The organism is Collinsella aerofaciens (assembly GCF_009876115.1).
GTDB classification, from domain to species: Bacteria; Actinomycetota; Coriobacteriia; order Coriobacteriales; family Coriobacteriaceae; genus Collinsella; species Collinsella aerofaciens_N.
This window is the reverse complement of record NZ_WWSY01000002.1, coordinates 37,625-61,686: the sequence shown is the minus strand read 5'-3', so window position 1 is coordinate 61,686 and position 24,062 is coordinate 37,625. Positions and strand designations below refer to the sequence as shown.

Genomic DNA, 24,062 nt, shown 5'->3' with positions numbered 1-24,062 from the left:
GGGGGCTGCCATGTTTGATGACGATGACCTGTTCGATCTGACAGATGATCCGTTTGAGTGGGATATGCTACTCGATGACGATGAGTTGGAGCAGGACCGTAGGAAACGGCATGACAAGAAAACTCAGAGTGACGCTTCGAAAAAGCAAGACAAGCGCCGCCGCGGACTGTTCGGCGGGCTCTTTGGATAACCGCCGCATCGCTGTGTCTGTATACTTAGCACGAGTTGGACGCATTGCGAAACGAGGACAGAGACGATGATGTGGTTTACCGCCGACCTGCACCTGGGAGATACGAATATCTTGCACGATATGGACCGACCGTTTGATTCGGTCGAGGAGATGAACCGCAGGGTCATCGATGCCATCAATGAGTGCGTGGCTGTGGACGACCGCCTCTATATCTTGGGAGACTTTACCTATCGTTTGCCCCTGGCGGAGGCGGTGCGCCTGCGCGAGCGCATCGAATGCCAGAGTGTGACGCTCATCCGTGGTAACCATGACGGCGACTGGGAAGATCCAGCTGCGCCTCAAATCTGGGAAGACGTGCGCGATTACCTGGAGATTGCTCCTGGCTATGCCAAGGGCCATCGCCTGGTTATGAGCCACTACCCCATGCTCAGCTGGAACGGCAAGGCACGTGGCGCCATTATGCTGCATGGGCATATCCACAGCAGGGGTGATCGCACCAACGCGCGCAACCGCGATCGCGAACGTCCTATCTTTCGCTACGATGTCGGCCTCGACGCCAATGACTACAAGCCCGTAAGTCGTGATCAAATCCTCGGCTATTTTGGACTGTAATTCTCAAACCACCACAAAGGGGACAGGCACCTTTGTGGTGATTCTGGCGCCGTTGCCATTATGGCAGCGGCGCCTTTTTTGTCCGTGCGGCGCGGTAGAGTGTAGGCGGTTGAAATTTGCGTCCATCGAGGAGCTGCTATGAACGAGATCAAGTGCCCGCATTGCGGCGAAGTTTTTAAGGTCGATGCGTCCGGTTATGCGGATATCGTCAAGCAGGTGCGCGATGCCGAGTTCTCGCGCGATCTTGATGAGCGTGTAAAGGCCGTCCAGCGTGAGGGGGAGCAGGCGTTGGAGCTCGAGCGCTCTCGTTCGACGGCCGCCCTGCAGGAGGTGGAGTCTCAGCGTAGCGCTCAACTTGCCGAGCAGAAAAACGCCGCGGCTCAGGAGCTGGCACAAGAGGTTGCCAAGCGTGATGCCGAGCTTGCCGAATTGCGTGCCAAGCTCGAGGGCGCTGCCGCAGAGCGCGAGAGTGCAAGCCAGCGCGCGGCGGTTGAGGCCCGTGCCGACGCTCAGAAGGAGAACGCCGAGCTCCAGCGCGAAATCGACAACTTGCGTGCGCAGCTGGGGCGCAAGGATGACGAGGCCAAGCTTGCCGAGTCGGCGGCGCGCAACGCCGCTCAAAACGATTTAGCTGCACGAGATGCCCAGATTGCCGAGCTGCAGGCCAAGCTTGCTGCGGCGGACAAGGCCCAGGAGATGGCGCTTGCCGCTGCCGCGGCCGAGTCGCAGCGTGAGCTCGATGCCGCTCGCAGCGAGGCCGAACGCGCACTCACAGACTACCGCGCGAAGGTACAGGAGAAGTTTTCCGCCGCAAAGGCTCAGTCTGAGCAGGAGGCCGAGGGCCTTCGTGCCCAACTGCGTGAGCAAGAGCTTACGGCAAAAATGAACCTGTCTGAGGCGGTCGCCGCAGCAGAGCGTGAGCGCGACGAGGCGCGTGCCAAGCTGACGAGCGAGCTGGCTGTGCGCGATTCGCGTGAGGAACAGGCCAAGGCAGCCCACGAGCTTGAACTTGCGCAGGCCAAGCGCGTGAGCGACGAGTTGATTCGCTACAAGGACGAAGAGATTGAGCGTCTTAAGGACATGAAGGTACGCCTGTCCACCAAGATGGTGGGCGAGTCGCTCGAGCAGCACTGCGAGACCGAGTTCAATCGCCTGCGCATGACGGCGTTTCCCAACGCGTACTTTGAGAAGGATAACGATGCGTCCGGGGGCACCAAGGGCGACTTCATTTTCCGTGAATGCGATGCGAGCGGCAACGAGGTCATCTCGATTATGTTCGAGATGAAAAACGAGAACGACGAGACTGCAACCAAGCATAAAAACGAGGACTTCTTTAAGAAGCTCGATCACGATCGCCATCAAAAGGGCTGCGAGTACGCGGTGCTCTGTACCCTGCTGGAGCCCGAGAGCGAGCTCTACAACGCGGGCATCGTCGACGTGAGTTACCGCTACGAGAAGATGTACGTTATCCGTCCGCAGTTCTTCATTCCCATCATTACGCTGCTGCGCAATGCTGCCATGGGTTCGCTTCGCTATAAGCAGGAGCTGGCGGAGTACAAGCAGCAGAATATCGACGTCACGAACTTCGAAGCCAAGATGGAGAAGTTCAAGAACGATTTCGGTCGCAACTACGAGATCGCGAGCCGCAAGTTCCAAACGGCGATCGATGAGATCGACAAGACGATTAGCCATCTGCAGAAAACCAAGGAGGCGTTGCTGTCCTCCGAGAACAACCTGCGCCTAGCCAACAAGAAAGCCGACGATCTTACCATTCGCAAGCTCACGTGGGGCAACAAGACCATGAAAGCGGCGTTTGACGAGGCACGCGGGACTGCGCCAGAGACAAACGATGAGCCCGCCGAGGCGGATTCGTATGAGGTCGAGGATGCCGAGTAGGGCATAGCGTATAGTGCAAAAGCGGGGCCGCTGGCGATATTGCCAGCGCCCCCGCTTCGTTTTGTTCCAGTATGTGCGGCTAGTCCTCGAGCAGGTCTTCGATAAAGCCGACGCGGTAGTTTTTGAAGATGACCTCGCCACCGTCTTGCGTGGCGTCCAGATCGACATCGCCCATGATGCCAAAATCGTGGTCGCCATCCTCGTCAGCAAAGATCTGGTGCACGTGCCATACGTGCGCGGTCTTCTCGTCGGACTCGTCGATGGAAAACATCGCGGCGCTGCGGGCATCTCCGTCGGTGAGGATTTCCTCGTGCTGCTCGTGGTAAGCGTCGAGTGCTTTTTGCCAGCGGATCTCGCTCATGCCCCAGTCGTCGTCGAGCTCGCCCAGGTCGCGAACATGCTCGCGGGCGGCAAGGGTCACGCGGCGGAAGAGCGCGTTGCGCACCAGCAGGGTGCAGCCACGGCGGTCTGTCACGACTTCGTCGATGCCCTGCGGCGGTGCGGCGTCGAGGGCTGCCGGGTTGCCGGCGTTCTCCCACTCGTCCACCAGGCTCGAGTCCACCGAGCGCACCACAAAGCCCAGCCACGAGATAATGTCGCGCAAGCGCTCATCGCGCTTCTCAATGGGTACGGTGCGATCGAGGGAACGGTAGGCCTCGGCTAGGTAGCGCAGCAGAATGCCCTCGGAGCGGGCGATGCCGAGCTTTTGAATGTAACCCTTAAAATCGCTCGCGCTTTCCAGCATGTCGCGCAGGACGCTCTTGGGCGAGAGCTGGTAGTCGTTGGCCCAGGGTACTTCCTGGCAGTACTTGTCGAAGGCGGCATCGAGCAAGTCCTCGAGCGGCTTTTCGTAGGTGACATCCTGGATGCGCTCCAGGCGTTCCTCATATTCGACGCCGTCAGCCTTCATTTCGGCCATCGCGCGATCGCGTGCAGCGCGCTCCTGTGCGCGCAATACCTGCTTGGGGTCCTCGAGCGTAGCCTCGACCATCGAGATGAGGTCCATGGTATAGGTCTCACTCTCGGGGTCGAGTAGCTCCAGCGCGGCAAGCAAAAACGGCGAGAGCGGCTGGTCGAGCGCAAAGTCCTCGGGCAGGTCGACCGTCAGCGCGTAGTCGATGTCCGGCGCGGCGTCAGCCGGAGCGTCGGGTGCGGGCGGCACCTCGGTGCGCACGACGACGCCGGAGTCGATGAGCGTGGCGAAGATCTCGTCGGCACGAACCTCGAGTTTTGCCTTTTCCTCGAGCGTTTGCAGGCTTGTCTCGATGAGGTCGTGCACGCGGGCGCGAGCGTCGCCGCCCTGCTCGACCACGCTAATCACCATGGAGTGTGTGATGCGAAGTCGCGGCTTGAGCGTCTCGGGCTGAGTCTCAATCAGGCGCTCAAAGGTCTGCTTGTTCCAGGTGACAAAGCCCTCAGGGGCCTTCTTCTTTTTAATCTTGCGGAGCTTCTTGGGGTCGTCGCCCGCCTTGGCCATGAGCTTGGCGTTCTCGATCTCGTGCTCCGGGGCCTCGGCGATGACCATACCCTCGGTGTCAAAGCCCGAGCGACCGGCGCGACCAGCGATCTGATGGAACTCGCGGGCGCGCAGGCGACGCATCTTGTAGCCGTCGAACTTGGTGAGCGCGGTGAGGACCACGGTGTGGATGGGCACGTTGATGCCGACGCCGAGTGTGTCGGTGCCGCAAATGACGGGCAGCAGGCCCTGCTGTGCCAAGCGCTCGACCAGCAGGCGATAGCGCGGCAGCATACCGGCGTGGTGCACACCGACGCCGCAGCCAAGCAAACGTTTGAGGATCTTGCCAAAAGCCGTGGAGAAGCTCGTGCCTTTGGCGGCTTCCTTAATAGCTTCGCGCTGCTCCTTGCTGGCAATGCCAAAGTTGGCGAGGGATTGTGCCGTCGCAAGTGCGGCATCCTGGCTAAAGTGCACGATATAGAGCGGGGCCTCGCCGCGACGCATCGCGAGCTCGACGGTGCCCTCGAGCGAGGTCGTCACGTAGTCGTAGCTCAGCGGCACGGGGCGTGGGGCGTCGACAACCAAGTCGCAAGCAGCGCCGGTGTGTTCCTCGAGTGAAGCGGCGATGGCAGTGACATCGCCGAGTGTGGCGCTCATGAGCATAAACTGCGTGTGGGGCAGGGTGAGCAGCGGCACCTGCCAGGCCCAGCCGCGGTCGGGGTCGGCAAAGTAGTGGAACTCGTCCATGGCCACGCAGCCCACGTCGGCGTCCTCGCCCTCGCGGAGCGCATCGTTGGCAAGGATTTCGGCCGTGCAGCAGATGACGGGTGCCTTGGTGTTGATATGCGTGTCGCCGGTGATCATGCCGACGTTATCGCGACCGAGCACCTGCACCAGGTCGAAGAACTTTTCGCTGACCAGGGCCTTGATGGGGGCCGTGTAATAACAGCGTTTGCCCTGTGCCATGCCCATAAAGAGCATGCCCAGCGCGACGAGCGATTTACCCGATCCGGTCGGTGTGCCTAAAATGACGTGATCGCCGGCTGCCAGGTCCATGAGGGCCTCTTCTTGGTGATCCCACAGTTCAATGCCGCGATCGCTCGTCCATTCAAAGAAGCGTTCGAAGGCTTGATCGGGCGTGAGCCATGGTTCGGGCTCGCTGCCGTCCTCGGGCTCCCACCAGGTGGGGGAGAGCGCGCCGAGCGAGCCAAACTCGGCTTCGGTTCCCGTGCCGCCCGAGAATGAGCTGGCGGCGCCGGCGCCGGAGACGGTGTCTGTCGTGGTCTGTGCCATGTGTTTGCTTTCTCTCGCGATTGTCCGCCAACTATTATGGCGTAGCGTCGCATCGATGCGTTCGCAGGCAAGAAAATGCAGGAAATGGGCGTTCTGCCCAGCCGTTTGGCGCAGTTGCCAGCTAAGTGAGTAGACTTTTCGCGGTATTGCGAACACATGGTTTTTGCGCAAGGGCTCTACCTGCGGTTTTATTTTTTGCTATGCGGGTTGTGCTTGGCTATTGCAAAAAAGTCTACTCACTTAGATTTGAGGGTCGTTTGCTGGCGCCTATTTGCGCTTGTTTGCCGAAGCTGCGACCATCAGAGGCCCCTGGGACTCCTGCGGTAAGCGCTTCTTGCCCTTGCGGGCGCGGTTTTTAAAGTTCTCGACGGCCTCTTCCATGCCGAGAGGCACGTAGGCGAGCTCATCGAGATTGTCGGGCAGGTAGCACGCAAGGCTTTGCTCCTGCGCGCGGCCCGCCGCGAGCTGCTCATCGCTGGGCTGCGCTCCGGGTGTGGCGCAAATGCCGTAGACGACGGCACCCATCTCGCGCGTGCGGCATTCATATTCGGTCTCGGGGTGCTCGGGATGGTCGCGGCGGACGTTGTCGCTTACCCAAAGCGTGTCGTAGCCGGCCGCGGCAAACTGCCCCAGGGCGTAGTCACGCAATGGCTTGCTGTCGGTTCGCAGCGTTACGGTGGCGCCAACTGCACAGAGCGGGCGGTAGAGCATCAGATGGTCGACATGGACGAGTCGTTTTTTGGCGTACTTGGCCTTGGGCTGCGGCGTGGGAAAGTTGATGGTGATGACATCGAGCTCGCCTGCGGCAAACAGCTGCGGCAGCGATGCGGCGCCTCGGGGCAGGACGAGTGCGTTGGACAGCTCCTGCTCGCAGATTTTCTGCGCGGCATAGGCGATGCAGATGGGCTCCTGGTCCATACCGATAAAGAGGGTGTTTGGTTCGTGGGCCGCGCGCTCTACAAGGTACGTTCCCTTGCCACAGCCAAGATCCAGGTGAAGGTGTTCGAAGGGCTTGATGCCAACTGGTGCGCAAGCCTCGCGCCAATCTCCGGCATAGGCCTCGGGGTTCGTCTCAATCGCATCGGTGTAGCGCTCCAGGCGCTCCTCGAGCACAAAGTTCTTAGGCGTGCGAACGTGGACGGCTCCCATGAGGCTCCTTGGTCATAAATATGGAACGCATGGCTGCGCGTTCCGTCAATGGGTTGAAAAAAGGGTGGGCATAGTTTGCCCGAAAGACGCGGGGCAGCTCGGCGGCGAGTCGCCGGTGCTTACAGACGCTTGAGAATCACATAGCGGTTGAGATCGCCGCTGCGACCGTCGGCATGGAAGCGCTCGAGCTCGCGCACGGGGACCTCGCCGCTCTTGTAGAACGTACGGACGCCGCGCACCAGGTCGGTGATCTGCTGATCGTCAAAGTGATGGCAATAGCGGTAGGCGTGGCGGTCGTTTTGCCAGCCAATGAGGTGGTCACCGGCTTCAAACTGCGCAGAATCGTAACCCTCAAACGGCGGGGTGAGCTCGGCGCGGGCCTCGGCGCGAACGGCCTTGCGCGCCATGCGCTCGTCGTTCATAAACTCCCAAAAGCTGATGGCGATGATGCCGCCCGGGCGTGTCTGACGCACCAGGGCGTCGAGCACGCGTACGCGGTACTCGCACGACGGCACGTGGTGCATAAAGCCAAAACAGACCGAGATGTCGGCGAGCGGGGCGTCGAAAAGCACGTCGGGTGTCTCGGCGGGGTTGAGCTTCATAAGGGCATCGAGCACGTCGAGTTCCTGGAAGTGCAGGTTGGGAATGCGCAGGGCGTGACCATGCGCATCGATGGCCAGGTCTTGGCACGAGTCGACGCCATAGAACTCAAACGGGCAGCTGGCGTCTGCCGAGGGGTTTGCGCCGTCGACGCCCTTGGCGGCAAGTGCGCCGCCGGCGGCAAAGTTCTCGAATCGCATATTGCCGCAGGCGAGATCGAAGACGCGGACGGGATGCTCGATCGTGGCGACGTCGAGCTGTTCGAGCGCAACGTCCATGGTGCGCACCCAGCCGGGCCACGGGGCTTGGCGCGTATCGGAAAAGGAGGCGGAGTGCTCGCGATAGAACGTGTTGTTGAGCTGGATGAGCGATGAGGCGAAATCGCGGTTCACGGCGCGGGACTCCCTCCGTTGGCGGTGCGGAATAAACAGTACGACCATACTACCGTTAACGCCGCAACGGGGACAACCAAGCTACGGGTCATTGCTTTGTTTGGACACATTTCCGCAGCTCATATGTGCCCGCAACCGCCGGTTGTCAAAAATCTCACTAGAATAGGTGGCATGTTTTTGGCGGTGGCGGATAGATTTTTAACTGTGCAAGGCGCCTTAAGAACAAAAACGGTCCGGCGGCACGGCTGGCATCACATAGGAGGAACCATGAATGTAGAAACTGCGCAGCGGCTCGCCGACCTTCGCCGCAGCAAAGGCTTTAGCCAAGAAGGGCTGGCACGAAAGCTGGGGTTGTCGCGCCAGGCGGTCAGTAAATGGGAGCGTGCGGAGAGCTCGCCCGATACCGAGAACCTGATCTCGCTCGCCAAGCTCTATGGCGTGAGCCTGGACGAGCTGCTCAATCCGAGCGACGAGATTGAGGACGATATCGAGTTTGAGAACGAGGACCGCGCCCGTCAGCGCGAGGCCGAGGCGGCGGAACGTGCCCGCACCCATGAGGCGGCGGCGCGCGCCACCGAGGCGGCAACACAGGCGAGTGATGCTGCGGCCAAGGCAGCGCAAGCGGCAAGCTGGAGTGCGCAGGCCGCCAATGCCGCTACGGCACAGGCGACGAGTGGCACCGAGGTTGGCTCGACTCCGGTGAAGGGCCCGTTCCAGTCGTTCCCGTATTGGGCCGTGTGCTGGCTGCTGTTCTTTTTGCTGATGTTCCCGTTTGGTGCTGGCCCCTTTGCCGCGCTGATCTTCTTTACGATTCCCATCTATCACTGGGTGGCGCGTGCGCTCGATGGTGATTGGGCACGCGGGGATATTCAGGTTGGTCCGGCACCGGTGGCAGCTAGGGCTCAGAGTGTTTCTGCTGCGGTTGACGCTGACGCGGCCACCGCGGCCACCGCTGAGCCGATTTCCAAAGAGGGTGATGAATGATGAAGCTCTCGCATGAATCCAAGGTACGCTTGGGCGTTGGCATCGGAGCGTTCGTGCTCATCATCGGACTTGTCTTTGGCGTTTCGCGGACATTGATTCATTTTGATGGCCCGTGGGATCTCGACGATGTTGTATCCGGCTTGTCTGGTATGGACGATGCGCTTGACGAGGACGATCTTTTGGATAGCGGTAACTATTCCGCTCGTCCTCAACAGCTTTCGAGCGAAACGTTTGATGCCGACGCGTTCACATCGCTTGACTTGGACGTGACGTCGGGCACGGTCGAGGTCAAACACGTCTCCGGCGGGCCAGTGCGCGTGATTGAAAGCGGTCGCGTGGCAACGGGGACCGTTGCCTTCGATGCGGCAACTCAGAACCTGGCCGAAATCAAGGGCTCTACGCTCAAGATTCGCCAGTTCGATTGCGATGACGAGCGCGCCATTGACCGCACGGTTACCGTCGAACTGCCGCGCGAAGTTGCCGATAACATGGTGGGCATTACAGCGAATGTAAGATCGGGTGATCTGACGGTCGCGGGCATTGCGTGTCATGACCTCAACCTGACTTTGGACTCGGGAGACGTTGAGTTTACGGGCACCGTGACCGATACCCTGAATGCCGAGGTCGGTTCGGGCGATGTGACGTTCGAGCTCTACCAGGCCCCCGCGAAGTTGATGGACGTGAGCGTGGGCTCGGGCGATGTGGAGATGACGGTTCCGAACTCGACGGGCTTTAAGGCGAGCCTCACCTTGGGCAGCGGCGACTTCGAGAGCGATTTCCTTCCGCTTGGCTACGACGGCGAGACCATTTTGAATCTTGAATTCGATAACGGCGATAAGTCTGCCACGTATCGTTTTGAGGTCGGTTCGGGCGACATGTCATTTGATCCGGAGTGACAGACGGCTATCGAAGACTTATAAACCATAGCTGCGCTCTTTGATGGAGGCGCCGGAGCCGTGACGGGCTCCGGCGCCTTTGCCTTTACAATGGGGGCATGGAACAGATTATCTTTAACATACTCGAGGCTCTGCGTCGCGGTGAGACCGTGGACGACAAGGCGCTCGTCAAACTGATACATGCCGAGGCGCGTCGTGAGGGTGCCGACAAACGCGATTTGGCCAAGCGCCGTCTGCTGCCGTTTTACCAGCGGGTAAAACGTGAGGAGCCGGCTCGTTGGGCTGGGTGGAATGTCGATGTCGAGCTGGAACGTCGACTGCTGCAGGTGCTGCGCATGAAGCCTCGTCGCACGGCTTCGGGCGTGGCGACCATTACCGTCATCACCAAGCCGTGGCCGTGCTCGGGCGATTGCCTGTTTTGCCCCAACGACCTGCGCATGCCCAAGAGCTATCTGCACGCCGAGCCGGCGTGTGCCCGTGCGGAGCAAAACTGCTTCGATCCGTATCTGCAGGTGAGTGCCCGTTTGACGGCGCTTTCGCAAATGGGGCATGCGACCGATAAGATCGAGCTCATTGTGCTTGGCGGTACCTGGAGCGACTATCCGCAAGGGTATCAGACGTGGTTTATGTCGGAGCTTTTCCGTGCGCTCAATGACGATGCCGTCGCCGGCGTGGCGGCAAACCCCATGTTGGCGCGTCCGGGCATCAGCCGCGCCGAGGCGGGGCGCCTGCTCGATGACGCTCCCGCCGATGCGCTGCCGCCGGTGGTGGCGGAACGTCGCGAGCGCTATCGGGCTGCCGGTATTACGACTGATGAGGTTGAGCTTGCGAGCGGCGTTGCCGACGAGCAGGGGCGTGTGGATGCTGCCGTGGGCGGCTATAACCGTGCGGTGCGTCGTCTGTACGGCCCCGGTACGCCGTGGGGCGAGGTTGCCGAGTGGCAGACGGCAACGATGGAGGAGCTTGAGCGTCAACAGCGCATCAACGAGACGGCGAAGCATCGCGTGGTGGGGCTCGTTATCGAGACGCGCCCCGATGCCGTAACGCCGCAGGCCCTTACGCTCATCCGCCGGCTGGGCTGCACCAAGATCCAGATGGGTATTCAGAGTCTCGACCAACATTTGCTCGATATCAACGAGCGTCGCATTTCGGTGGCTCAGATCGAGCGGGCGTTTTCGCTTGCGCGCCTGTTTGGCTTTAAGATCCACGCGCACTTTATGCTCAACTTGTTGGGTGCCACGCCCGAAGGGGACAAGCGCGACTACGAACGCTTTATGACCGAAGGGGCCTTTATGCCCGACGAGGTCAAAGTCTATCCGTGTGCACTCATCGAGGGCTCGCGTCTGGTGGGCTGCTATGAGCGTGGCGAGTGGCGCCCCTATACCGAGGAAGAGCTGCTCGATGTACTGGCCGATGACATCGTGGTGACGCCGGCGTTCTGCCGCATCAGTCGCATGGTCCGCGACTTTAGCTCCGATGACATCATGGTGGGCAACAAGAAGCCCAACCTGCGTCAGCTCGTTGAGAACCGCCTGGCTGCTCGGGGTGACGGTGCGACGGTGCGTGAGATTCGCTATCGCGAGATCAGCACGGCGGGTGCCGACCTGGATGAACTGTTTCTTGATGAAGTCGCTTACGAGACGCCGGTGACGCGTGAACGCTTTTTGCAGTGGGTGACGCCCGAAGGCAAGATCGCCGGCTTTTTGCGCCTGTCGCTGCCCGACCGTTCGTTTGTTGCCGCGCACGCGGACGAGCTGCCGACGGGGCCGGAGGAGGCGATGATTCGCGAGGTACACGTGTATGGTATGGCGGCACGTGTGGGCGATCAGGGCCAGGCGGCTCAGCATCACGGTCTGGGGCGTCTGCTCGTGGAGCGCGCGTGCCAGATTGCTCGGGATGCGGGGTATACGCACATCAACGTGATCAGCGCGATCGGTACGCGCGAGTACTATCGCCATCTTGGATTTTATGACCATGGCCTTTATCTGCAAAAGGAGCTCTAGATGAACAAGCCGAGTGTTTCTGCCGGCGTCGTTGCCGGCGTTGCTCTGGGAGCCGCGGCGCTTGGTGCGGCCGCTGTCGCTGTTCGTGCTGCCTGTCTGCAGGTTGCGCGAACCCGCAATGGGTTGGCGCGTGTGAAACGCGTGCACGATGAGGGCGACGATGAGATTCGCGTGTTGGTGCAAGGCGGAGTCTACCAAAGCGCAAGCTACGTTGGCGAGCGTTGGGCAGAGCCCGTCTTTGCGTACTATCGTGCGTTTGACGACGTGTTTGAGGCCGAGCGCGCAATGCATGACGCCTATGGTCACGGTATCGACCGCATGCTCATGTTGGGCGGCGGCGGGTTTGCCTATCCCAAGTTTGCGCTGATGTCGCACGAGAGCTTGCGCATGGACGTCATTGAGTACGATGCCGAGATTACGCGCCTGGCACGTCGTTGGTTTTACCTGGACGAGCTGGAGCGCATGGTGGGCGACCGCCTGCGGGTGATTACCGCTGAGGCTCGCTCGTATCTGGGCGTGACGAGCGTGGGTCATCGTCGCTACGATGTGGTCGTGAGCGATTGCTTTGGCGGTGCCGAGCCCGTACGCGAGCTGGCGACGGTTGAGGCGCTGCGCCTGGTGCGAGGCAGCCTGAACCCCGGGGGTATCTACGTTGCCAATATCGTGAGCGCAAACGAGGGGAGCGACGTGACGTTCCTGCGCGACTGCGCTGCCACGGCACTCGAGGTATTCGCCCACGCCTGGGTGGTCCCATGCGGCGATGCGGAGTTTGGCGGCGAGGAAAACTACCTGCTCATTGCCAGTGACGGCGACTATGCCTTTGCCGAAGCCGTGCCCTTCGACGCCGACTTCCTTGGCACTGCTCTCCACGACTAGCCTATTGGGAGTAGTCAGTCCCGTCTTAGGTGTGGTCGCGCCAGCCGAGAACGCGCTGCTTCATGCCTTCGGTGTCGAGCACGCCTTCGGCAAAGCCTTTGCGCACGAGCTCTTCGGGAACAAACTCGTCGTAGCGGTCAAAATAAGGCACCTCGCCGGGATAGACGAGCTCGATGGGATCGAAGTCCTTTTCGGCCTCGGCGGCGAGTACCTCAAAGAACGTCTCCTCGTCGGCCTTCATCTTAAACTGCATAAAGTACGGGCGTGACGGGTCGAGTCCGCGAAGGCCCAGCTCAGCGGCGCATTTGATTTTAAGCATGCGCTCGAGTGCTAGGAAGGCGTAGCTGCCCAACCAGGGGAAGAGCACCCAGGTGTCGCCACCCAGGTTGATGAGCGGCTTAGTTCCCGCGCCCGAAATCTCGGCGGTATGACGAGCCTGCGCCAAGCGAGCCCGTGCGTTACCCATAAGGTACGGATATGCTGCGTGCTCAGTGAGCGCTTGGCGCATGCGCTCGAGCACATGCGTGTTAATGTCGCCGGGGCAGTCGCCAAAGTAGGCCGGCACCCGGCCCTTGACCTGCGTGGCAAAGACAGTGTGGCGCTTCCAGTCCACTTCCTCGACAATCCAGCAGTGTCCGGCGATGGCGATGCGCTCACCGGGCGGGGGCGGATTAACGATCGTGCCCAGCTCGGCCGATTCGCTCCGGACGGTAAACTCCTCGTTTTCCTGGAACACGGCGTAGAACTTAAAGTTGTTGATGATGCGCTCGCCCGCGAGACCCACGATGAGCCCGCCACCTTCGGTGACCTGGATATGGTCGATCTTAATGAGGTGACGTAGCAGCACACGGTAATCGTCTGCCGAGACACGGTGGAAATAGCTGAGCGTGAGCACGCGCTGGGCAAGTTCGGCCGGCGTGAGCTCGCCGGTGCTGGCGAGGGTCGACATAGTCTGGTGATAGAGCAGGCTGTAGGGGAGACGATCGAGCTCGGGTGGCTCGACCCACTTTTCCTCGCGATAGAGTTGTACGAGCGCGATACCCTGCAGGAGCTTCCAGGGAATGGTTTCGGGCATCATCGTGCGCGGCTCGGGCTCTTCCTCGCGCATGACAAACCACATCTCGGGCGGAAGATCGCGACGGCCCGTGCGCCCCATGCGCTGCAAAAAGGAGCTAACGGTAAACGGCGCGTCAATCTGGAAGGCGCGCTCCAGGCGGCCGATATCGATACCGAGCTCCAACGTAGAGGTGGTGACGGTTGTCTGCGTCTGCTCCTCGTCGCGCATGAGCTCCTCGGCCGTCTCGCGTAGCGATGCCGAAAGATTGCCGTGATGGATGAGAAAACGGTCGGGCTCGTGCCGGCTCTCGCAGTAGCTGCGCAGCATGGAGCACACGGCCTCTGCCTCCTCGCGCGAGTTGGCAAAGACCAGGCATTTGCGGCCGCGCGTATGCTCAAAGATATAGCCCATGCCGGGGTCGGCGTTGTCGGGCGCCGTGTCGGTGGGGTTGAGAAGCGCCTGCTCGGTCGCTCGTGGGATGTCGACTTCGCCCTCGGGGGCCGAGGAAGTGCGACGGTCTTTGGGAGCGGCCTTGCCCCGCGCCTGCTCACGACGTTGACGGTGTTCTTCCTGTGTAAGCCGTCCGCTGTGGCACATGTCTTGTCCGGATGCGGGCAGCGCCGCGGGCGCCGCCGTCTCAATACGCTCGCAAGCAAGCACCTCGGCTTCTTGTGGACCTGTGCCTACGAATCCTCGTTGCTGAGCCTGGGGGCCCGAGTTGTAGAAGTGCTCCATGGAGATGCGCCACACGCGGCGCGGTTCCTCAAAGCGGGGGATAACGCAGTCGCGCCCCGTTCCCTGCGAGAGAAAGGCGCCCGTGCGCTCGGGGTCGCCGATGGTGGCCGAAAGGCCAATGCGGCGGGGCTGCACGCCTGCCATGCGCGAGAGGCGCTCGATAAGACAGAGCGTCTGCCCGCCGCGGTCGCCGCGCATGAGCGAATGGACTTCGTCGATAACCACATAGCGCAGGTCGCAAAACATGCGCGGGATCGCCATGTGCTTATGGATCAGGAGCGCCTCGAGCGACTCGGGCGTAATCTGTAGGATGCCGCTCGGTTTTTTGATGAGTTTGGCCTTGTGTGATTGCGAGACATCGCCATGCCAGTGCCAGACGGGGATATCGGCTTCTTCGCACAGGTCGTTGAGGCGGACGAATTGGTCGTTGATGAGCGCCTTGAGGGGGCCAATGTAGAGGGCGCCCACGCTTGCGGGCGGGTTCTCCCAAAACTCGGTCAGGATGGGAAAGAAGGCTGCCTCGGTTTTGCCGGAAGCCGTGGATGCCGTCAGGAGCACATTATCTTGCGTGTTAAAGATGGCATCAGCTGCTGCAACCTGGATAGAGCGTAGGCTCTCCCAATCGTGGGAGTAGATGAAGTCTTGGATAAACGGGGCGTAGCGGTCAAAGGCGTTCACGGGGCCTCCTTTCAACAACGAATCTCTCAACGCGGCTGGCAACGGCTTGCTGCATTACTGCTTCAACGTTTGCCCAGATAAAACCTGCCAAAATAAACCTGTCCCTTTTTGGTAGGTTAGATGGTGAACTCGGCGAAGTTGCGGTCGCCGCCTGCGGTGCCGGTGTCGCCTGTTGCGGCTGCCGGCGCCAGCGCGTCGCCGCCGACGCTTTGCAGCAGCTCGGCCACGTTGGCGTCGGGGTTTTGGCATAGGATGTCGAGCAACTCGATAAAGTCACGAATGACTTCACGCGGCGTCAAGTGCGTATCGGTTCCCACGCGGCCGAACTCAATCTTGAGAAAGTCCACCAAGTCGTTTTCGGCAAGCGTGGGCGTCCAGCCAAAGTAGCCGGCATGGATCTGCATGAGTTTTTCGATGAGCACCAGTAGCTCCTCGTAGGTGAGTGGCTGCAGGCGGATGATGGGCGCGAGCATGTCCTTAAGGTCTTCGCGCGCAAAGCGGCCCTGAGCGAGTCGGCTGCGCAGGGCCTCGTAGGAGAACACGCCGCGGCGGCGGTCTTCGATGGAGGTTGGCGTGCCGCCCATGATCATGCCCAGGTACTGCGCCTTGCCCTGGAGCGTGTCGTTGTACATAGTCAGGATCTTCTCGTAGTTGTATTGGCGCGTGATGGCGTTGGGAATCTTATACAGATTCACGAGCTCGTCGATGAGCACCAGCATGCCCTTGTAGCCACTGCAAACCAAAAAGCGCGCAATGAGCTTAACGTAGTCGTACCAGTCGTCATCGCTGATGATGGTCGAGGAGCCCAGCTCGGCGCGTGCCTCGCTCTTGGTGCGGTATTCGCCGCGAATCCATTTGGTCACGCGGCTCATGGTCTCTTCGTCGCCCCCGGATGCGGCCATGCGATAGCGGCGGAGCATGCGGGTGAAGTCGAAGCCGTGGACCATCTCCTCGAGCGGGGCCAGTTGGGCATTGACGACCGACTCGTCGACGTCGGCACACGAGGCGACCCAGCGATCCAGAATAAGGTTGAGCGCACCGCCCTCGGGGCGCGTCTTGGTCGATATATTGCGGATGAGCTCGCGGTAGGTGGCAAGGCCCTGTCCCTGACCGCCCTGCAGGCGGCGCTCGGGCGACAGGTCGGCATCAGCGACGACGAACCCCTCGCCCATGGCGTGCGTGCGGATAGTCTGGAGCAAAAAGCTCTTGCCGGCGCCGTAACGACCGACCAGAAAGCGGAAGCTCGCGCCACCGTCGGCGATGAGACTCAGATCGGTGAGCAGGGCGCGGATCTCGACCTCGCGCCCTACGGTGATGTAAGGAAGGCCGATGCGCGGGACCACGCCGCCCTTGAGCGAGTTGAGAATGACGGCAGCGACGCGCTTGGGCACGCGAGGTGCTGCGGATGCGGTATCACTCATGGTCTAGGTATCCTCTCACGTCTGCTTCGTAGTCCTCGATAATCTGCGGCCCTGCTGCGCTAAATTCAATTACGGTGTCGCCCACCAGGTCAAAGAGCGCCTCGTTGATGGTATCGACGAGCATGTCCTCGCTCTGCTCCGATTGCACTACCGCCGATTCCGCCTGTACTGCGTTGTGCTCGAGCAGAGCGCGGAGATAGGCGTTTGCGGCGGGCGCGAGTTCGTTTGTGGCGTCAGCGGGCGTAGCAGCTGCGAACGCGGGCGTCGGCGCGAGAAGCGGTGCCACGACACCAAACTGTTCGGTGGATATGGTCGGCTCGTCGGACTCGTCCTGCCCTGCAGCCGCCGCGACCGCCTCGACCATCGCGTCGGCTACGGGCTCGGCTTCCGGTTGCCCTGAGTCCGCTGCCTCGGCTTCTGCGGACGCGCCGTCCTCGCGTTCCTCGTCAATCAAAAGCGCCTCGCGCGTTTGTGCGGCGGCGCTCCGAATATGCCCCAGCTGACTCAGATCGATATCGATCTTGACGGGCTGGTGTGCGGCGTCCCACGAAAGCCATGCCACAATCTCGTCATCGATAATCTTGGCCAGATATTTGGGGACCTTTTCTTCCTTAAGGGGATGGGCAGGGTCCAGCGCCAGGCGCAGGCGTTGGTCGCAGGCGCGCATCATTTCACCGAGCTTGCTGCTCTTTTGCCTACTACCGTGGATACGCATGCATTCCCAAAAGCCGTTTTGGCAACGGTAGATATGGATGGGGTCCAGACGGTATTCGCAGTCCTCGTGGCGCTCGGGCGCAAAGAATACGGCCGAGGCAAACATGGTGTAGGGCATGGCCGTCTCCTCCCCAAATAAACTTGCCACGATGCCGGTCTTTCGGTGCGTGTCATAGTAGCGCGCCATGCGGACATACACGGCGCACGCCACGTGGCGCAGATCGCGGTGGTGGCTGCGGTCGAGCCGCGAGCTACTTAGGTTGTACGTGGAGAGGGCGTTGATGGCGGCCATGAGTCGCTCCTCGCGCACCTCATCGGGCGGAAGGGGGAGCGTGGGCTCGGAGGTTTTGCGACGCTTAGGGGTCTGGCCGGACGGTGCCGGTACAAGGTCTCGTGCCGCGCGCCGCAGTTCGATAAGGGCGTTATCGAACATGACGGTTTTAGAGTCGCGAAGCAGCTTGGGGTCGAGCCCGTGGAACACGGCGTAATCTTGCAGCCACACGCGCGCAAACCGGTCGATGCCGGGCTCGAAGGCGCGATAGACATCCCAAAAAGCCTTGATCTTGTTAAAACCATCGAGTGGATTATCTACGCCAATGCCGCAGATCAGCTCATAGAGATACAGAAAGGCAAAGGACGTAGACGTTTCCTCGACGGTTCCGCGGCGCACTTGGGCACGCCAGGTAAAGTAGCCGCGCAGTTGCCGGTCGCTCATGGCGTTGTAGGTGGGAAAGTACGACTTAAAGGTGCCGTTGTAGGGACAGTCGTCCTCAAAGTCGGCCATCAGCAGGCCCTGGCGGTAAAAAAGCTCGGCTTCCGAAAGCCAGCGGCCCGCACCGCCCTTGGGGTCATCCTGCCAGCGCGATATCTCGCGCATTTTACGGTACTGGTCGGGGAGGAAATTCTGCATCTGTCGGCCGGTTTTGAGAATCGGCTCGTCTGCGTAGGTTTCGTTTGAGAAGCGGGCGGACTGATGGGTCCGGGCCTCGGCCATAATGCGCTCGATGAGCATCTTGATGTCCTGGTCGGCCACCGCTCCTCCTCTCGAACGCAGCTACGGTGACCTCATATCATAGCACAGCATCAAACAGATGTTCGAGATACCGATGCGTTGATAGATTTAGAACAGGAGGGCGTAGATGACGGCGATGACGACGGAGGGAAGCATATTGGCCGTGCGGAAGGTCTGAGGACGGATGAGGTTGACGCCGACACAGAAGATGAGCATGGAACCTACGAGCGAAAGGCTGTTGAGGGCAGCTGTGGTCATGATGGGGGAGAGCGCGCCGGCAAACAACGTGATCGTCCCCTGGAACACGGCGACGGGCAGGGCGGAGAAGATGCAGCCGCGGCCAAGCGAGGCCGTCATGGTGCAGACGATGATGCAGTCCAGTGCGCCCTTGAGGGCAAGCGTTGACCAGTCGCCGAGCAGGCCGTCCTGGATCGATCCCACAATGGCCATGGCGCCGATGCACACGGTGAGTGAAGTCGAGACAAAAGCGTTGGTGAACTTGTTATCGCCCTCACTGCCAGTCTTGCGCTTGAGCCATTCGCCAAGGTTCTCGATGGCGGCCTCCAAGTTGATGGCCTCGCCGATGAGCGAACCGAGCGCAAATGAGACGATGAGCATGGTGGTACCGGTGGTCGCTAGCGCCTTTCCATCGATGATGAGCATCTTTTGCATGGTGCCGCCCAGGCCGATAAACAGGACGCACAGCCCCGATGCTTTCATGAGCGTGTCTTGGATGTGCGGTGTAATGAAGCGGCCGCCCGCTAATCCCAAAAGACCGCCCGCAACTAAAAGCGCAACGTTGATGATTGTTCCCAAGCCCGGCATGAGCCCTCCTGTATTGATGCCAACGTGGCAATCGTAGCAGAACGAAATGCGAGGCACATCGCGACTCATCTAATACGTTATATAAGTGGTATTAGGAATGATGCGCAGCATTTAAGCCTCAGGTGGTTGTCGGGACATAGGGGTAGTAGTCAAAGCGCAGTGTCATAAGCCGCTGCGGGGATTCAATAGCCGCGGCGATGATATTGGCATCGCGGGCACGATCAAACCCTTCGAGTTCGATCTGATACGAGACGTCTTGCATAATGTCCAGACGTCGCCAGGCTAGAAGTGTGTCGCCATCGAATTCCAAGGTCTTGCCTCCGTCTGGGGCAACGGCGTATAGACGCAGTTTAGCGGTGGTTGCAGGGTCGACAACCGTGACCTTTTTAATTTCGTTTCGAGTATTCTTGGCGCCCAACAAGGTGAGCAGCGTTGGGGCCACGACCTCGCCCGATGGCAAATAGACGACTTCGATGGATTCGGGAAATGCGATGATGGCCGACTTGCGGACGGGCTGATTGGCGGCGGCAACTTCGATGTTTGCAGCATCGATGACCTCTGTGTGGTCGAGGGCGGCAAGCACGCAGCAGTTACCTTCATCGATCTCCTGAGGATCAGCAAGCCCCAGACTGTCCGCGAGCTCGGGATCGTTTGGACCGGTAGCGGGCTCATTTGGTGCTTCGAAAGAAGCTGGGACGCTGTTTGTCGGCGACGGCGTGTCGCCCGCACCTGCTTCTTTGTCCGTGCTCTCTTCTTGTATGGTTGCGTTGATGGGTTCGTCGTTTGAGGGGAGCGTCTTGGCGTCAAGCGCGGAGGGGACAATCCCGACGGCTCCGGATCCGTTCCACTCCATCTCGAGAAGCGCCGGGTCGGCAAGAATGCGTTGCCTGCCTAGCGTGTGGGTATCGATCGCAATAGGGCCTGCCTCCGTCCCGCGCGTAAGGCTGAGCGATCCGGCCGGCTTCTCGAAATGAATGTCTGTGTCTTCGGTACTGGCGGCGTAGAACAGCAGGGATGCTTCTCCCGCCGCGATGGCATCGGTGCCCGCCTTGGTCAGCCGCAGCGATGCCGTGAATGAGAGGGTGGGCTGCACATCGTCTGCATTCGCGGCGGCGCAGCCCAGACATATACCGCCTCCTTTCTCGAAAAACGCACCGTCGAAGGCGACCTTCGCTCCGTTCGCCGAGTCATCGACCGAAGCGATATCGATGCGCAACCCCAAATCGCACGGATCGCCATCTGCATCGAGCACAATCGAGCGCCACGTGCAGACGGCGCACCCCGCCTGGGAGCCGTTTGCCTTGTTCGAACGATTGATATCCACGACTATCGAGCCGTCCGTATTACGACGAAGGCATCCCGAGGTTGAGATTGCGGCCTGTGCGAACGAAAAACGCTTGCACGCAATGGCGCTCGACGGATTTGGTGCGGAGCTTAGGGCTGCTGGTAAGGAGTCTGCCATGACGGGAGTCGCCCAAGCGGCGACAGGCGTTCCGGTTGCGAGCGCGCCGCAGAGTGCGACGACGGGCAAAAGGTTCTTCGATGCCATGGGGTCTCCTTAGCTAATTTAGTGCGGCCTGTCCGTGTTTCGTTTCTGGCTGCGTTTGATGTGCAGACCGAGGCCGGCGGTTCCCGCGCCTGCTGCCGTGGCGCCTGCTGCCAAGAGCCATCGTCTGTCGTCTGTCTGTGCCAACGGTTCCTTGCAGTTGCCGCGGTCGAGCTCCGAGAGGTCGACCGTCACCTGCGTGGCGGCCTGCGCCTGTTCTTGCTGGGCAAAGGCCATGGCTGGCCCAAACGCTAGGATACTGACGGCGGCGGCCAGGGCGACGGCCTTATGCCGTGTGCGCACCGGGCTCGACCGTCCAGGTGATCGTTGCAACCTGATCGCCTTCGCCGGTTACGCGGAAGATGTCGCGCGTGACGCGGGCGACGTTTCCGCTTGTCTTGAGCTTAATTTTGTCCGTGCCGCCGGCAATGCCCTGGTAGCCCATGTCGAAGGCTGCATTCTTGGAAAGATCGAGGCCCGTCTCCTGCATTGCGGCGCTGGCGTTCTGGAGTGCGCCGTCGGGGCCGACCTTAAAGTCGATGGAATTCTGCGCGGTTCCGGCCTTGGCGTCGGCGGCAATGGTCCAGGTGTTCATGGCGTCGATCTTCATGTTGGTGACATGGATGCCGTAGGCCGAATGATTGTCGATGGTGGTCGCGTCTTCTGAGGGGCCCTGAAGCGTGCCGTCGGCCTTGGCGACGAAGGGAATAACCGTCGGAACTTTGAACTCTACGTTGTCGATCTCGGTCCTGACCATTACTTTCGTGGTTCCAACGCGCCCGGCTGCCAGAGCTGGCGTCGGGGCGGCGCCCATTGCGAGCGCGAGCGCGAGCCCTGCGCCCACGACGAGCGCTCTGGCTCCGTTCATGTTCCTGGTGATGTCCATGGTCGTTCCTTTCTATTCGCCGCGGGCCGTCCCCGCGATGATTGGACGAATGCTGGTGAATTGCGTGCGGTGCCGCGTCGGCCGAAAAAGCTAGTTCTCGGCTTGCTCAACCCGTACCTTAACACGTGTCGGATTGCCGTGGCTGTCGAGGGTCTTGGCATCGAGTGCCTGGATCTCGATGTATGCCTCGCCTTCTTTGATGTCGCCGGCGGGGCACGTCTCGATTGTCTTGCCGGTCTCGACCACACCGGATTCGTACATGGTCTCGTCGTTTTGGATGACGCGGAATCGCTGGGGAAATTTATTGTCTTGGACGTTTTGCACGTTGACGCGCAGCTTGCCGTCCTCCTGTAGCTGAGCGACCGGCGCGACCGAAATCGTCATCATGTTGTCGCGGACGATGGCATCGAGCTCATCTTGGATTTCTTGTCGCGATTTACCCTCTGCCGTCGTGACTGAGGCGCCCGCTTCGGGCACGGGCTGCGACTGCCAGGCGTATAGCCCTACGGCGATGAGGGCGCAGACGATAGCCAGACAGACAACGACGAGTTTCTTGCGACGCCCCAGTCCTGCGAGGCGGGGCGGCTTCTTCGCACTCATGCGGCGTCCTTGGTGGTGTAGACACGTGCGAACGTGGACGGGTCCGCTCCAAAGAGCATGTGAAGCATCAGGCGGCGCGAGTAGATGAGCTCGTCAAAGTCGTGAGGGAGCTCGATGTCGTGGATACGCGCGATGTGGTGGGCGAGCGCCGAGAACGACTCGGGGTCGCAGATAACATCGGTGGTGACGTGGTAGACCGCCGTATCGGGGAACGCCTCTTCGTCGAAAGGCAGGAGATAGGGATCGTCGTCGACCTCGATGGCGACGCCGTACTGGGGCCAGTAATATGCCATGGGAACCTCCCTGCTTCTGGGGCCAAACTTCTATCGGTTTTGGCTGTCGATGCCGACCGTATCAGCCGCTACTTGACCAATTTCTGACCAAATGCTTGACGGATTGACATCTCCGCAGGTAAAAGGTGGGAAAAATTACTTCAACTTTTTTCGAGCGACAATCGAGCGGTCGGCGACGGCGGGGCGATATGTGTCAAAAGCATCGTCTGCCGAGGAAGCCTTGCCGTTCGCCGAATTGCACGAACGTAAAAAACGCCAATTATGGAGACGGTCTCGAACACGTCGACGAAACGATGCGGTAACATCTCCCTGCAAACACTGTAGTTAGCTAAAGGGGGAGTTCGCGTGTCTGCAACCATTAAACCCTTCACCGACGAGTTCGAGGAGTATGGCCGCGATGAATCTCGCGCATCGGGCGAAGCATCGAGCATCTCGTTTCCGACAACGGAAGACGAGGTCCGTGCCATTTTGGAAACGCTCCATGCCGAGCGTGTCCCGGTAACGGTTCAGGGCGCCCGAACCGGCCTTGCCGCCGGTGCCGTGCCCCACGGTGGGCATATCCTCAATACTTCCCGTATGAATCGCTACTTGGGCCTTCGCCGCGATGAACAAGGCCAATTTCTGCTGCGCGTGGAGCCGGGCGTTGTGCTCTCGGAGCTGCGTAAGCAGCTGAGCAAGAAGGTACTGCCGACCGCTGGTTGGGACCAGGCATCGCTTGAGGCCTACGAGGAGTTCCAAGAGTCCCCCGAGCAGTTCTTTCCCACCGATCCCACCGAGGCATCTGCCTGTCTGGGTGGCATGGCGGCATGCAACGCCTCCGGCGCCCGCAGCTACGCTTACGGCCCCATGCGCCCGCATATCACGGGACTCCACGTCGCGCTGGCTGATGGCGATTTGCTTGAGCTTCAGCGCGGCGAGGCTTTTGCCCAGGGCCGCCACCTGTCGCTCGTGACGGCAGAGGGTCATACATTCGAGCTTGATCTTCCTGACTACACCATGCCCAAGACCAAAAATGCCTCGGGGTATTTTGTTGCGGACGATATGGACGCCATCGATCTTTTTATCGGTGCGTGCGGCACGCTCGGCGTCATTACCGAGCTCGAGATCGCCCTGCAGGCGGCACCTTCGGTCGTATGGGGTGTGAGTTGCTTTTTCGATAGCGAAGACAAGGCCGTGTCCTTTACCGATTCCTTGCGTCCCGTGCTGTCCCATGCCGCCGCTATTGAGTATTTCGATGCTGGCGCCCTGGATATCCTGCGTCGCCAGCGCGAGCAGTCGACAGCGTTTGCCTCGCTGCCGGCGCTCGACAAAGAGGCCAAGGTATGTGTCTACGTGGAGCTCGATTGTGATGACGAGGCCCAGGCGACCGAGGAGCTGTACCACCTGGGATGGGTGCTGGAGTTTGCGGGCGGCCGCGACGATGCGACATGGGTCGCCCGCACCGAAGTCGATCGCGAGTGCCAGCGGTTCTTCCGCCACGCGGTGCCCGAGAGCGTCAACATGCTCATTGACGAGCGTCGCCGCACCGACCCCACCATTACCAAGCTGGGATCGGATATGTCGGTGCCCAATGCACGCCTTGCCGATGTCGTGGCCCTCTATCGCCGCACGCTGGCCGAAAGCGGGCTTGAGTCTGCTGCCTGGGGACACATCGGGAACAACCATCTGCATGTGAACATCCTGCCGCGCGATGCGCAAGACTACCGTCGTGGTGGAGAGCTCTTTGCCCAGTGGGCTTCCGAGGTCACGGCCATGGGCGGTGCCGTTTCTGCCGAACACGGCGTCGGCAAGATCAAGGCGGGCTTCTTGGAGACGATGTACGGCCACGAGGCCATGGTCGAGTCGGCGCGCCTCAAACTCCAGCTCGATCCTGCCGGCCAGCTGGGTCGCGGCAACCTGTTTACGGAGAAGCTCTTGGATGAACTCGTCCAGAAAGGGGGCGCGTGAA

General features: G+C 60.7%; 20 protein-coding genes. 8 read left to right on the top strand and 12 right to left on the bottom strand.

What is annotated here, in order from left to right:
- Positions 1-10 precede the first annotated feature (10 nt).
- The 3 genes from GT571_RS02170 (at position 11) to GT571_RS02160 (ending at position 2,698) form a co-directional block, all read left to right on the top strand.
- Positions 11-190: a hypothetical protein gene (locus tag GT571_RS02170; protein ID WP_161155163.1), complete on the top strand. Its 180-nt coding sequence runs from the start codon at positions 11-13 to the stop codon at positions 188-190.
- Positions 191-256: 66 nt separating this feature from the next.
- Complete coding sequence (locus GT571_RS02165) at positions 257-802, top strand: metallophosphoesterase (protein WP_161155161.1); 546 nt, start codon at positions 257-259, stop codon at positions 800-802.
- Between the two features lie 138 nt (positions 803-940).
- Positions 941-2,698, top strand: a complete 1,758-nt coding sequence (locus GT571_RS02160; protein WP_161155159.1) for a DUF2130 domain-containing protein — start codon at positions 941-943, stop codon at positions 2,696-2,698.
- Between the two features lie 79 nt (positions 2,699-2,777).
- On the opposite strand, the gene GT571_RS02155 is transcribed toward GT571_RS02160, so the two are convergent.
- The 3 genes from GT571_RS02155 to GT571_RS02145 form a co-directional block, all read right to left on the bottom strand.
- Positions 2,778-5,447, bottom strand: a complete 2,670-nt coding sequence (locus GT571_RS02155) for a DEAD/DEAH box helicase (RefSeq protein WP_161155157.1) — start codon at positions 5,445-5,447, stop codon at positions 2,778-2,780.
- Between the two features lie 267 nt (positions 5,448-5,714).
- Complete coding sequence (trmB, locus tag GT571_RS02150; RefSeq protein ID WP_161155155.1) at positions 5,715-6,596, bottom strand: tRNA (guanine(46)-N(7))-methyltransferase TrmB; 882 nt, start codon at positions 6,594-6,596, stop codon at positions 5,715-5,717.
- 119 nt (positions 6,597-6,715) lie between these two features.
- Positions 6,716-7,588, bottom strand: a complete 873-nt coding sequence (locus tag GT571_RS02145) for a class I SAM-dependent methyltransferase (RefSeq protein WP_161155154.1) — start codon at positions 7,586-7,588, stop codon at positions 6,716-6,718.
- A 267-nt stretch (positions 7,589-7,855) separates the two neighbouring features.
- Between GT571_RS02145 and GT571_RS02140 the strand changes: the two genes are divergently transcribed.
- From GT571_RS02140 to GT571_RS02125, 4 genes are all read left to right on the top strand, one after another.
- Complete coding sequence (locus GT571_RS02140) at positions 7,856-8,572, top strand: helix-turn-helix domain-containing protein (RefSeq protein WP_161155152.1); 717 nt, start codon at positions 7,856-7,858, stop codon at positions 8,570-8,572.
- Positions 8,569-9,468, top strand: a complete 900-nt coding sequence (locus tag GT571_RS02135; protein WP_161155150.1) for a DUF4097 family beta strand repeat-containing protein — start codon at positions 8,569-8,571, stop codon at positions 9,466-9,468. The genes GT571_RS02140 and GT571_RS02135 overlap by 4 nt, the downstream gene beginning before the upstream one ends.
- A gap of 98 nt (positions 9,469-9,566) precedes the next feature.
- Positions 9,567-11,471, top strand: coding sequence for an elongator complex protein 3 (locus GT571_RS02130; protein ID WP_161155148.1), 1,905 nt, complete (start codon positions 9,567-9,569; stop codon positions 11,469-11,471).
- Positions 11,472-12,347 carry a spermidine synthase gene (locus GT571_RS02125; protein WP_161155146.1) on the top strand — a complete coding sequence of 292 codons (876 nt, stop codon included), beginning with the start codon at positions 11,472-11,474 and terminating at the stop codon, positions 12,345-12,347.
- A 25-nt stretch (positions 12,348-12,372) separates the two neighbouring features.
- Here the strand turns inward: GT571_RS02125 and GT571_RS02120 are convergent, their stop codons facing one another.
- From GT571_RS02120 to GT571_RS02080, 9 genes are all read right to left on the bottom strand, one after another.
- Positions 12,373-14,817 (bottom strand): DEAD/DEAH box helicase, encoded by a 2,445-nt coding sequence (locus tag GT571_RS02120; protein ID WP_161155144.1) that lies wholly within the window; start codon positions 14,815-14,817, stop codon positions 12,373-12,375.
- 116 nt (positions 14,818-14,933) lie between these two features.
- Complete coding sequence (locus GT571_RS02115; protein WP_117582895.1) at positions 14,934-16,238, bottom strand: ATP-binding protein; 1,305 nt, start codon at positions 16,236-16,238, stop codon at positions 14,934-14,936.
- Entirely contained in the window at positions 16,231-17,985 is a 1,755-nt protein-coding gene (locus GT571_RS02110) for a TerB N-terminal domain-containing protein (RefSeq protein WP_233539776.1), read from the bottom strand. The genes GT571_RS02115 and GT571_RS02110 overlap by 8 nt, the downstream gene beginning before the upstream one ends.
- A gap of 87 nt (positions 17,986-18,072) precedes the next feature.
- Positions 18,073-18,789 (bottom strand): DUF554 domain-containing protein, encoded by a 717-nt coding sequence (locus tag GT571_RS02105; protein ID WP_192934605.1) that lies wholly within the window; start codon positions 18,787-18,789, stop codon positions 18,073-18,075.
- Between the two features lie 118 nt (positions 18,790-18,907).
- A complete protein-coding gene (locus GT571_RS02100; protein ID WP_117774084.1) occupies positions 18,908-20,338 on the bottom strand; it encodes a hypothetical protein in 1,431 nt (476 codons plus the stop codon).
- 18 nt (positions 20,339-20,356) lie between these two features.
- Positions 20,357-20,638 carry a hypothetical protein gene (locus GT571_RS02095; protein WP_117640550.1) on the bottom strand — a complete coding sequence of 94 codons (282 nt, stop codon included), beginning with the start codon at positions 20,636-20,638 and terminating at the stop codon, positions 20,357-20,359.
- The gene (locus tag GT571_RS02090; RefSeq protein ID WP_089573324.1) at positions 20,622-21,221 is read right to left on the bottom strand and encodes a hypothetical protein; all 600 of its coding nucleotides are present in this window, start codon (positions 21,219-21,221) and stop codon (positions 20,622-20,624) included. Before GT571_RS02090 ends, GT571_RS02095 begins: the two co-directional genes overlap by 17 nt.
- Positions 21,222-21,311: 90 nt before the next feature.
- The gene (locus tag GT571_RS02085) at positions 21,312-21,821 is read right to left on the bottom strand and encodes a cell division protein FtsQ/DivIB (RefSeq protein WP_099431401.1); all 510 of its coding nucleotides are present in this window, start codon (positions 21,819-21,821) and stop codon (positions 21,312-21,314) included.
- Entirely contained in the window at positions 21,818-22,114 is a 297-nt protein-coding gene (locus GT571_RS02080; RefSeq protein WP_089573322.1) for a hypothetical protein, read from the bottom strand. The genes GT571_RS02085 and GT571_RS02080 overlap by 4 nt, the downstream gene beginning before the upstream one ends.
- 345 nt (positions 22,115-22,459) lie before the next feature.
- On the opposite strand from GT571_RS02080, the gene GT571_RS10195 reads away from it, so the two are divergent.
- Complete coding sequence (locus GT571_RS10195; protein WP_161155142.1) at positions 22,460-24,061, top strand: FAD-linked oxidase C-terminal domain-containing protein; 1,602 nt, start codon at positions 22,460-22,462, stop codon at positions 24,059-24,061.
- Position 24,062: the final 1 nt, after the last annotated feature.

Coding starts and splice junctions, on each gene's coding strand:
- GT571_RS02135 (WP_161155150.1), top strand. CDS start 8,569: ATGATGAAGCTCTCGCATGAATCCAAGGTACGCTTGGGCGTTGGCATC.
- GT571_RS02155 (WP_161155157.1), bottom strand. CDS start 5,447: ATGGCACAGACCACGACAGACACCGTCTCCGGCGCCGGCGCCGCCAGC.
- GT571_RS02130 (WP_161155148.1), top strand. CDS start 9,567: ATGGAACAGATTATCTTTAACATACTCGAGGCTCTGCGTCGCGGTGAG.
- GT571_RS02160 (WP_161155159.1), top strand. CDS start 941: ATGAACGAGATCAAGTGCCCGCATTGCGGCGAAGTTTTTAAGGTCGAT.
- GT571_RS02125 (WP_161155146.1), top strand. CDS start 11,472: ATGAACAAGCCGAGTGTTTCTGCCGGCGTCGTTGCCGGCGTTGCTCTG.
- GT571_RS02140 (WP_161155152.1), top strand. CDS start 7,856: ATGAATGTAGAAACTGCGCAGCGGCTCGCCGACCTTCGCCGCAGCAAA.
- GT571_RS02170 (WP_161155163.1), top strand. CDS start 11: ATGTTTGATGACGATGACCTGTTCGATCTGACAGATGATCCGTTTGAG.
- GT571_RS02165 (WP_161155161.1), top strand. CDS start 257: ATGATGTGGTTTACCGCCGACCTGCACCTGGGAGATACGAATATCTTG.
- GT571_RS02100 (WP_117774084.1), bottom strand. CDS start 20,338: ATGGCATCGAAGAACCTTTTGCCCGTCGTCGCACTCTGCGGCGCGCTC.
- GT571_RS02105 (WP_192934605.1), bottom strand. CDS start 18,789: ATGCCGGGCTTGGGAACAATCATCAACGTTGCGCTTTTAGTTGCGGGC.
- GT571_RS02115 (WP_117582895.1), bottom strand. CDS start 16,238: ATGAGTGATACCGCATCCGCAGCACCTCGCGTGCCCAAGCGCGTCGCT.
- GT571_RS02080 (WP_089573322.1), bottom strand. CDS start 22,114: ATGGCATATTACTGGCCCCAGTACGGCGTCGCCATCGAGGTCGACGAC.
- trmB (WP_161155155.1), bottom strand. CDS start 6,596: ATGGGAGCCGTCCACGTTCGCACGCCTAAGAACTTTGTGCTCGAGGAG.
- GT571_RS02090 (WP_089573324.1), bottom strand. CDS start 21,221: ATGGACATCACCAGGAACATGAACGGAGCCAGAGCGCTCGTCGTGGGC.
- GT571_RS02085 (WP_099431401.1), bottom strand. CDS start 21,821: ATGAGTGCGAAGAAGCCGCCCCGCCTCGCAGGACTGGGGCGTCGCAAG.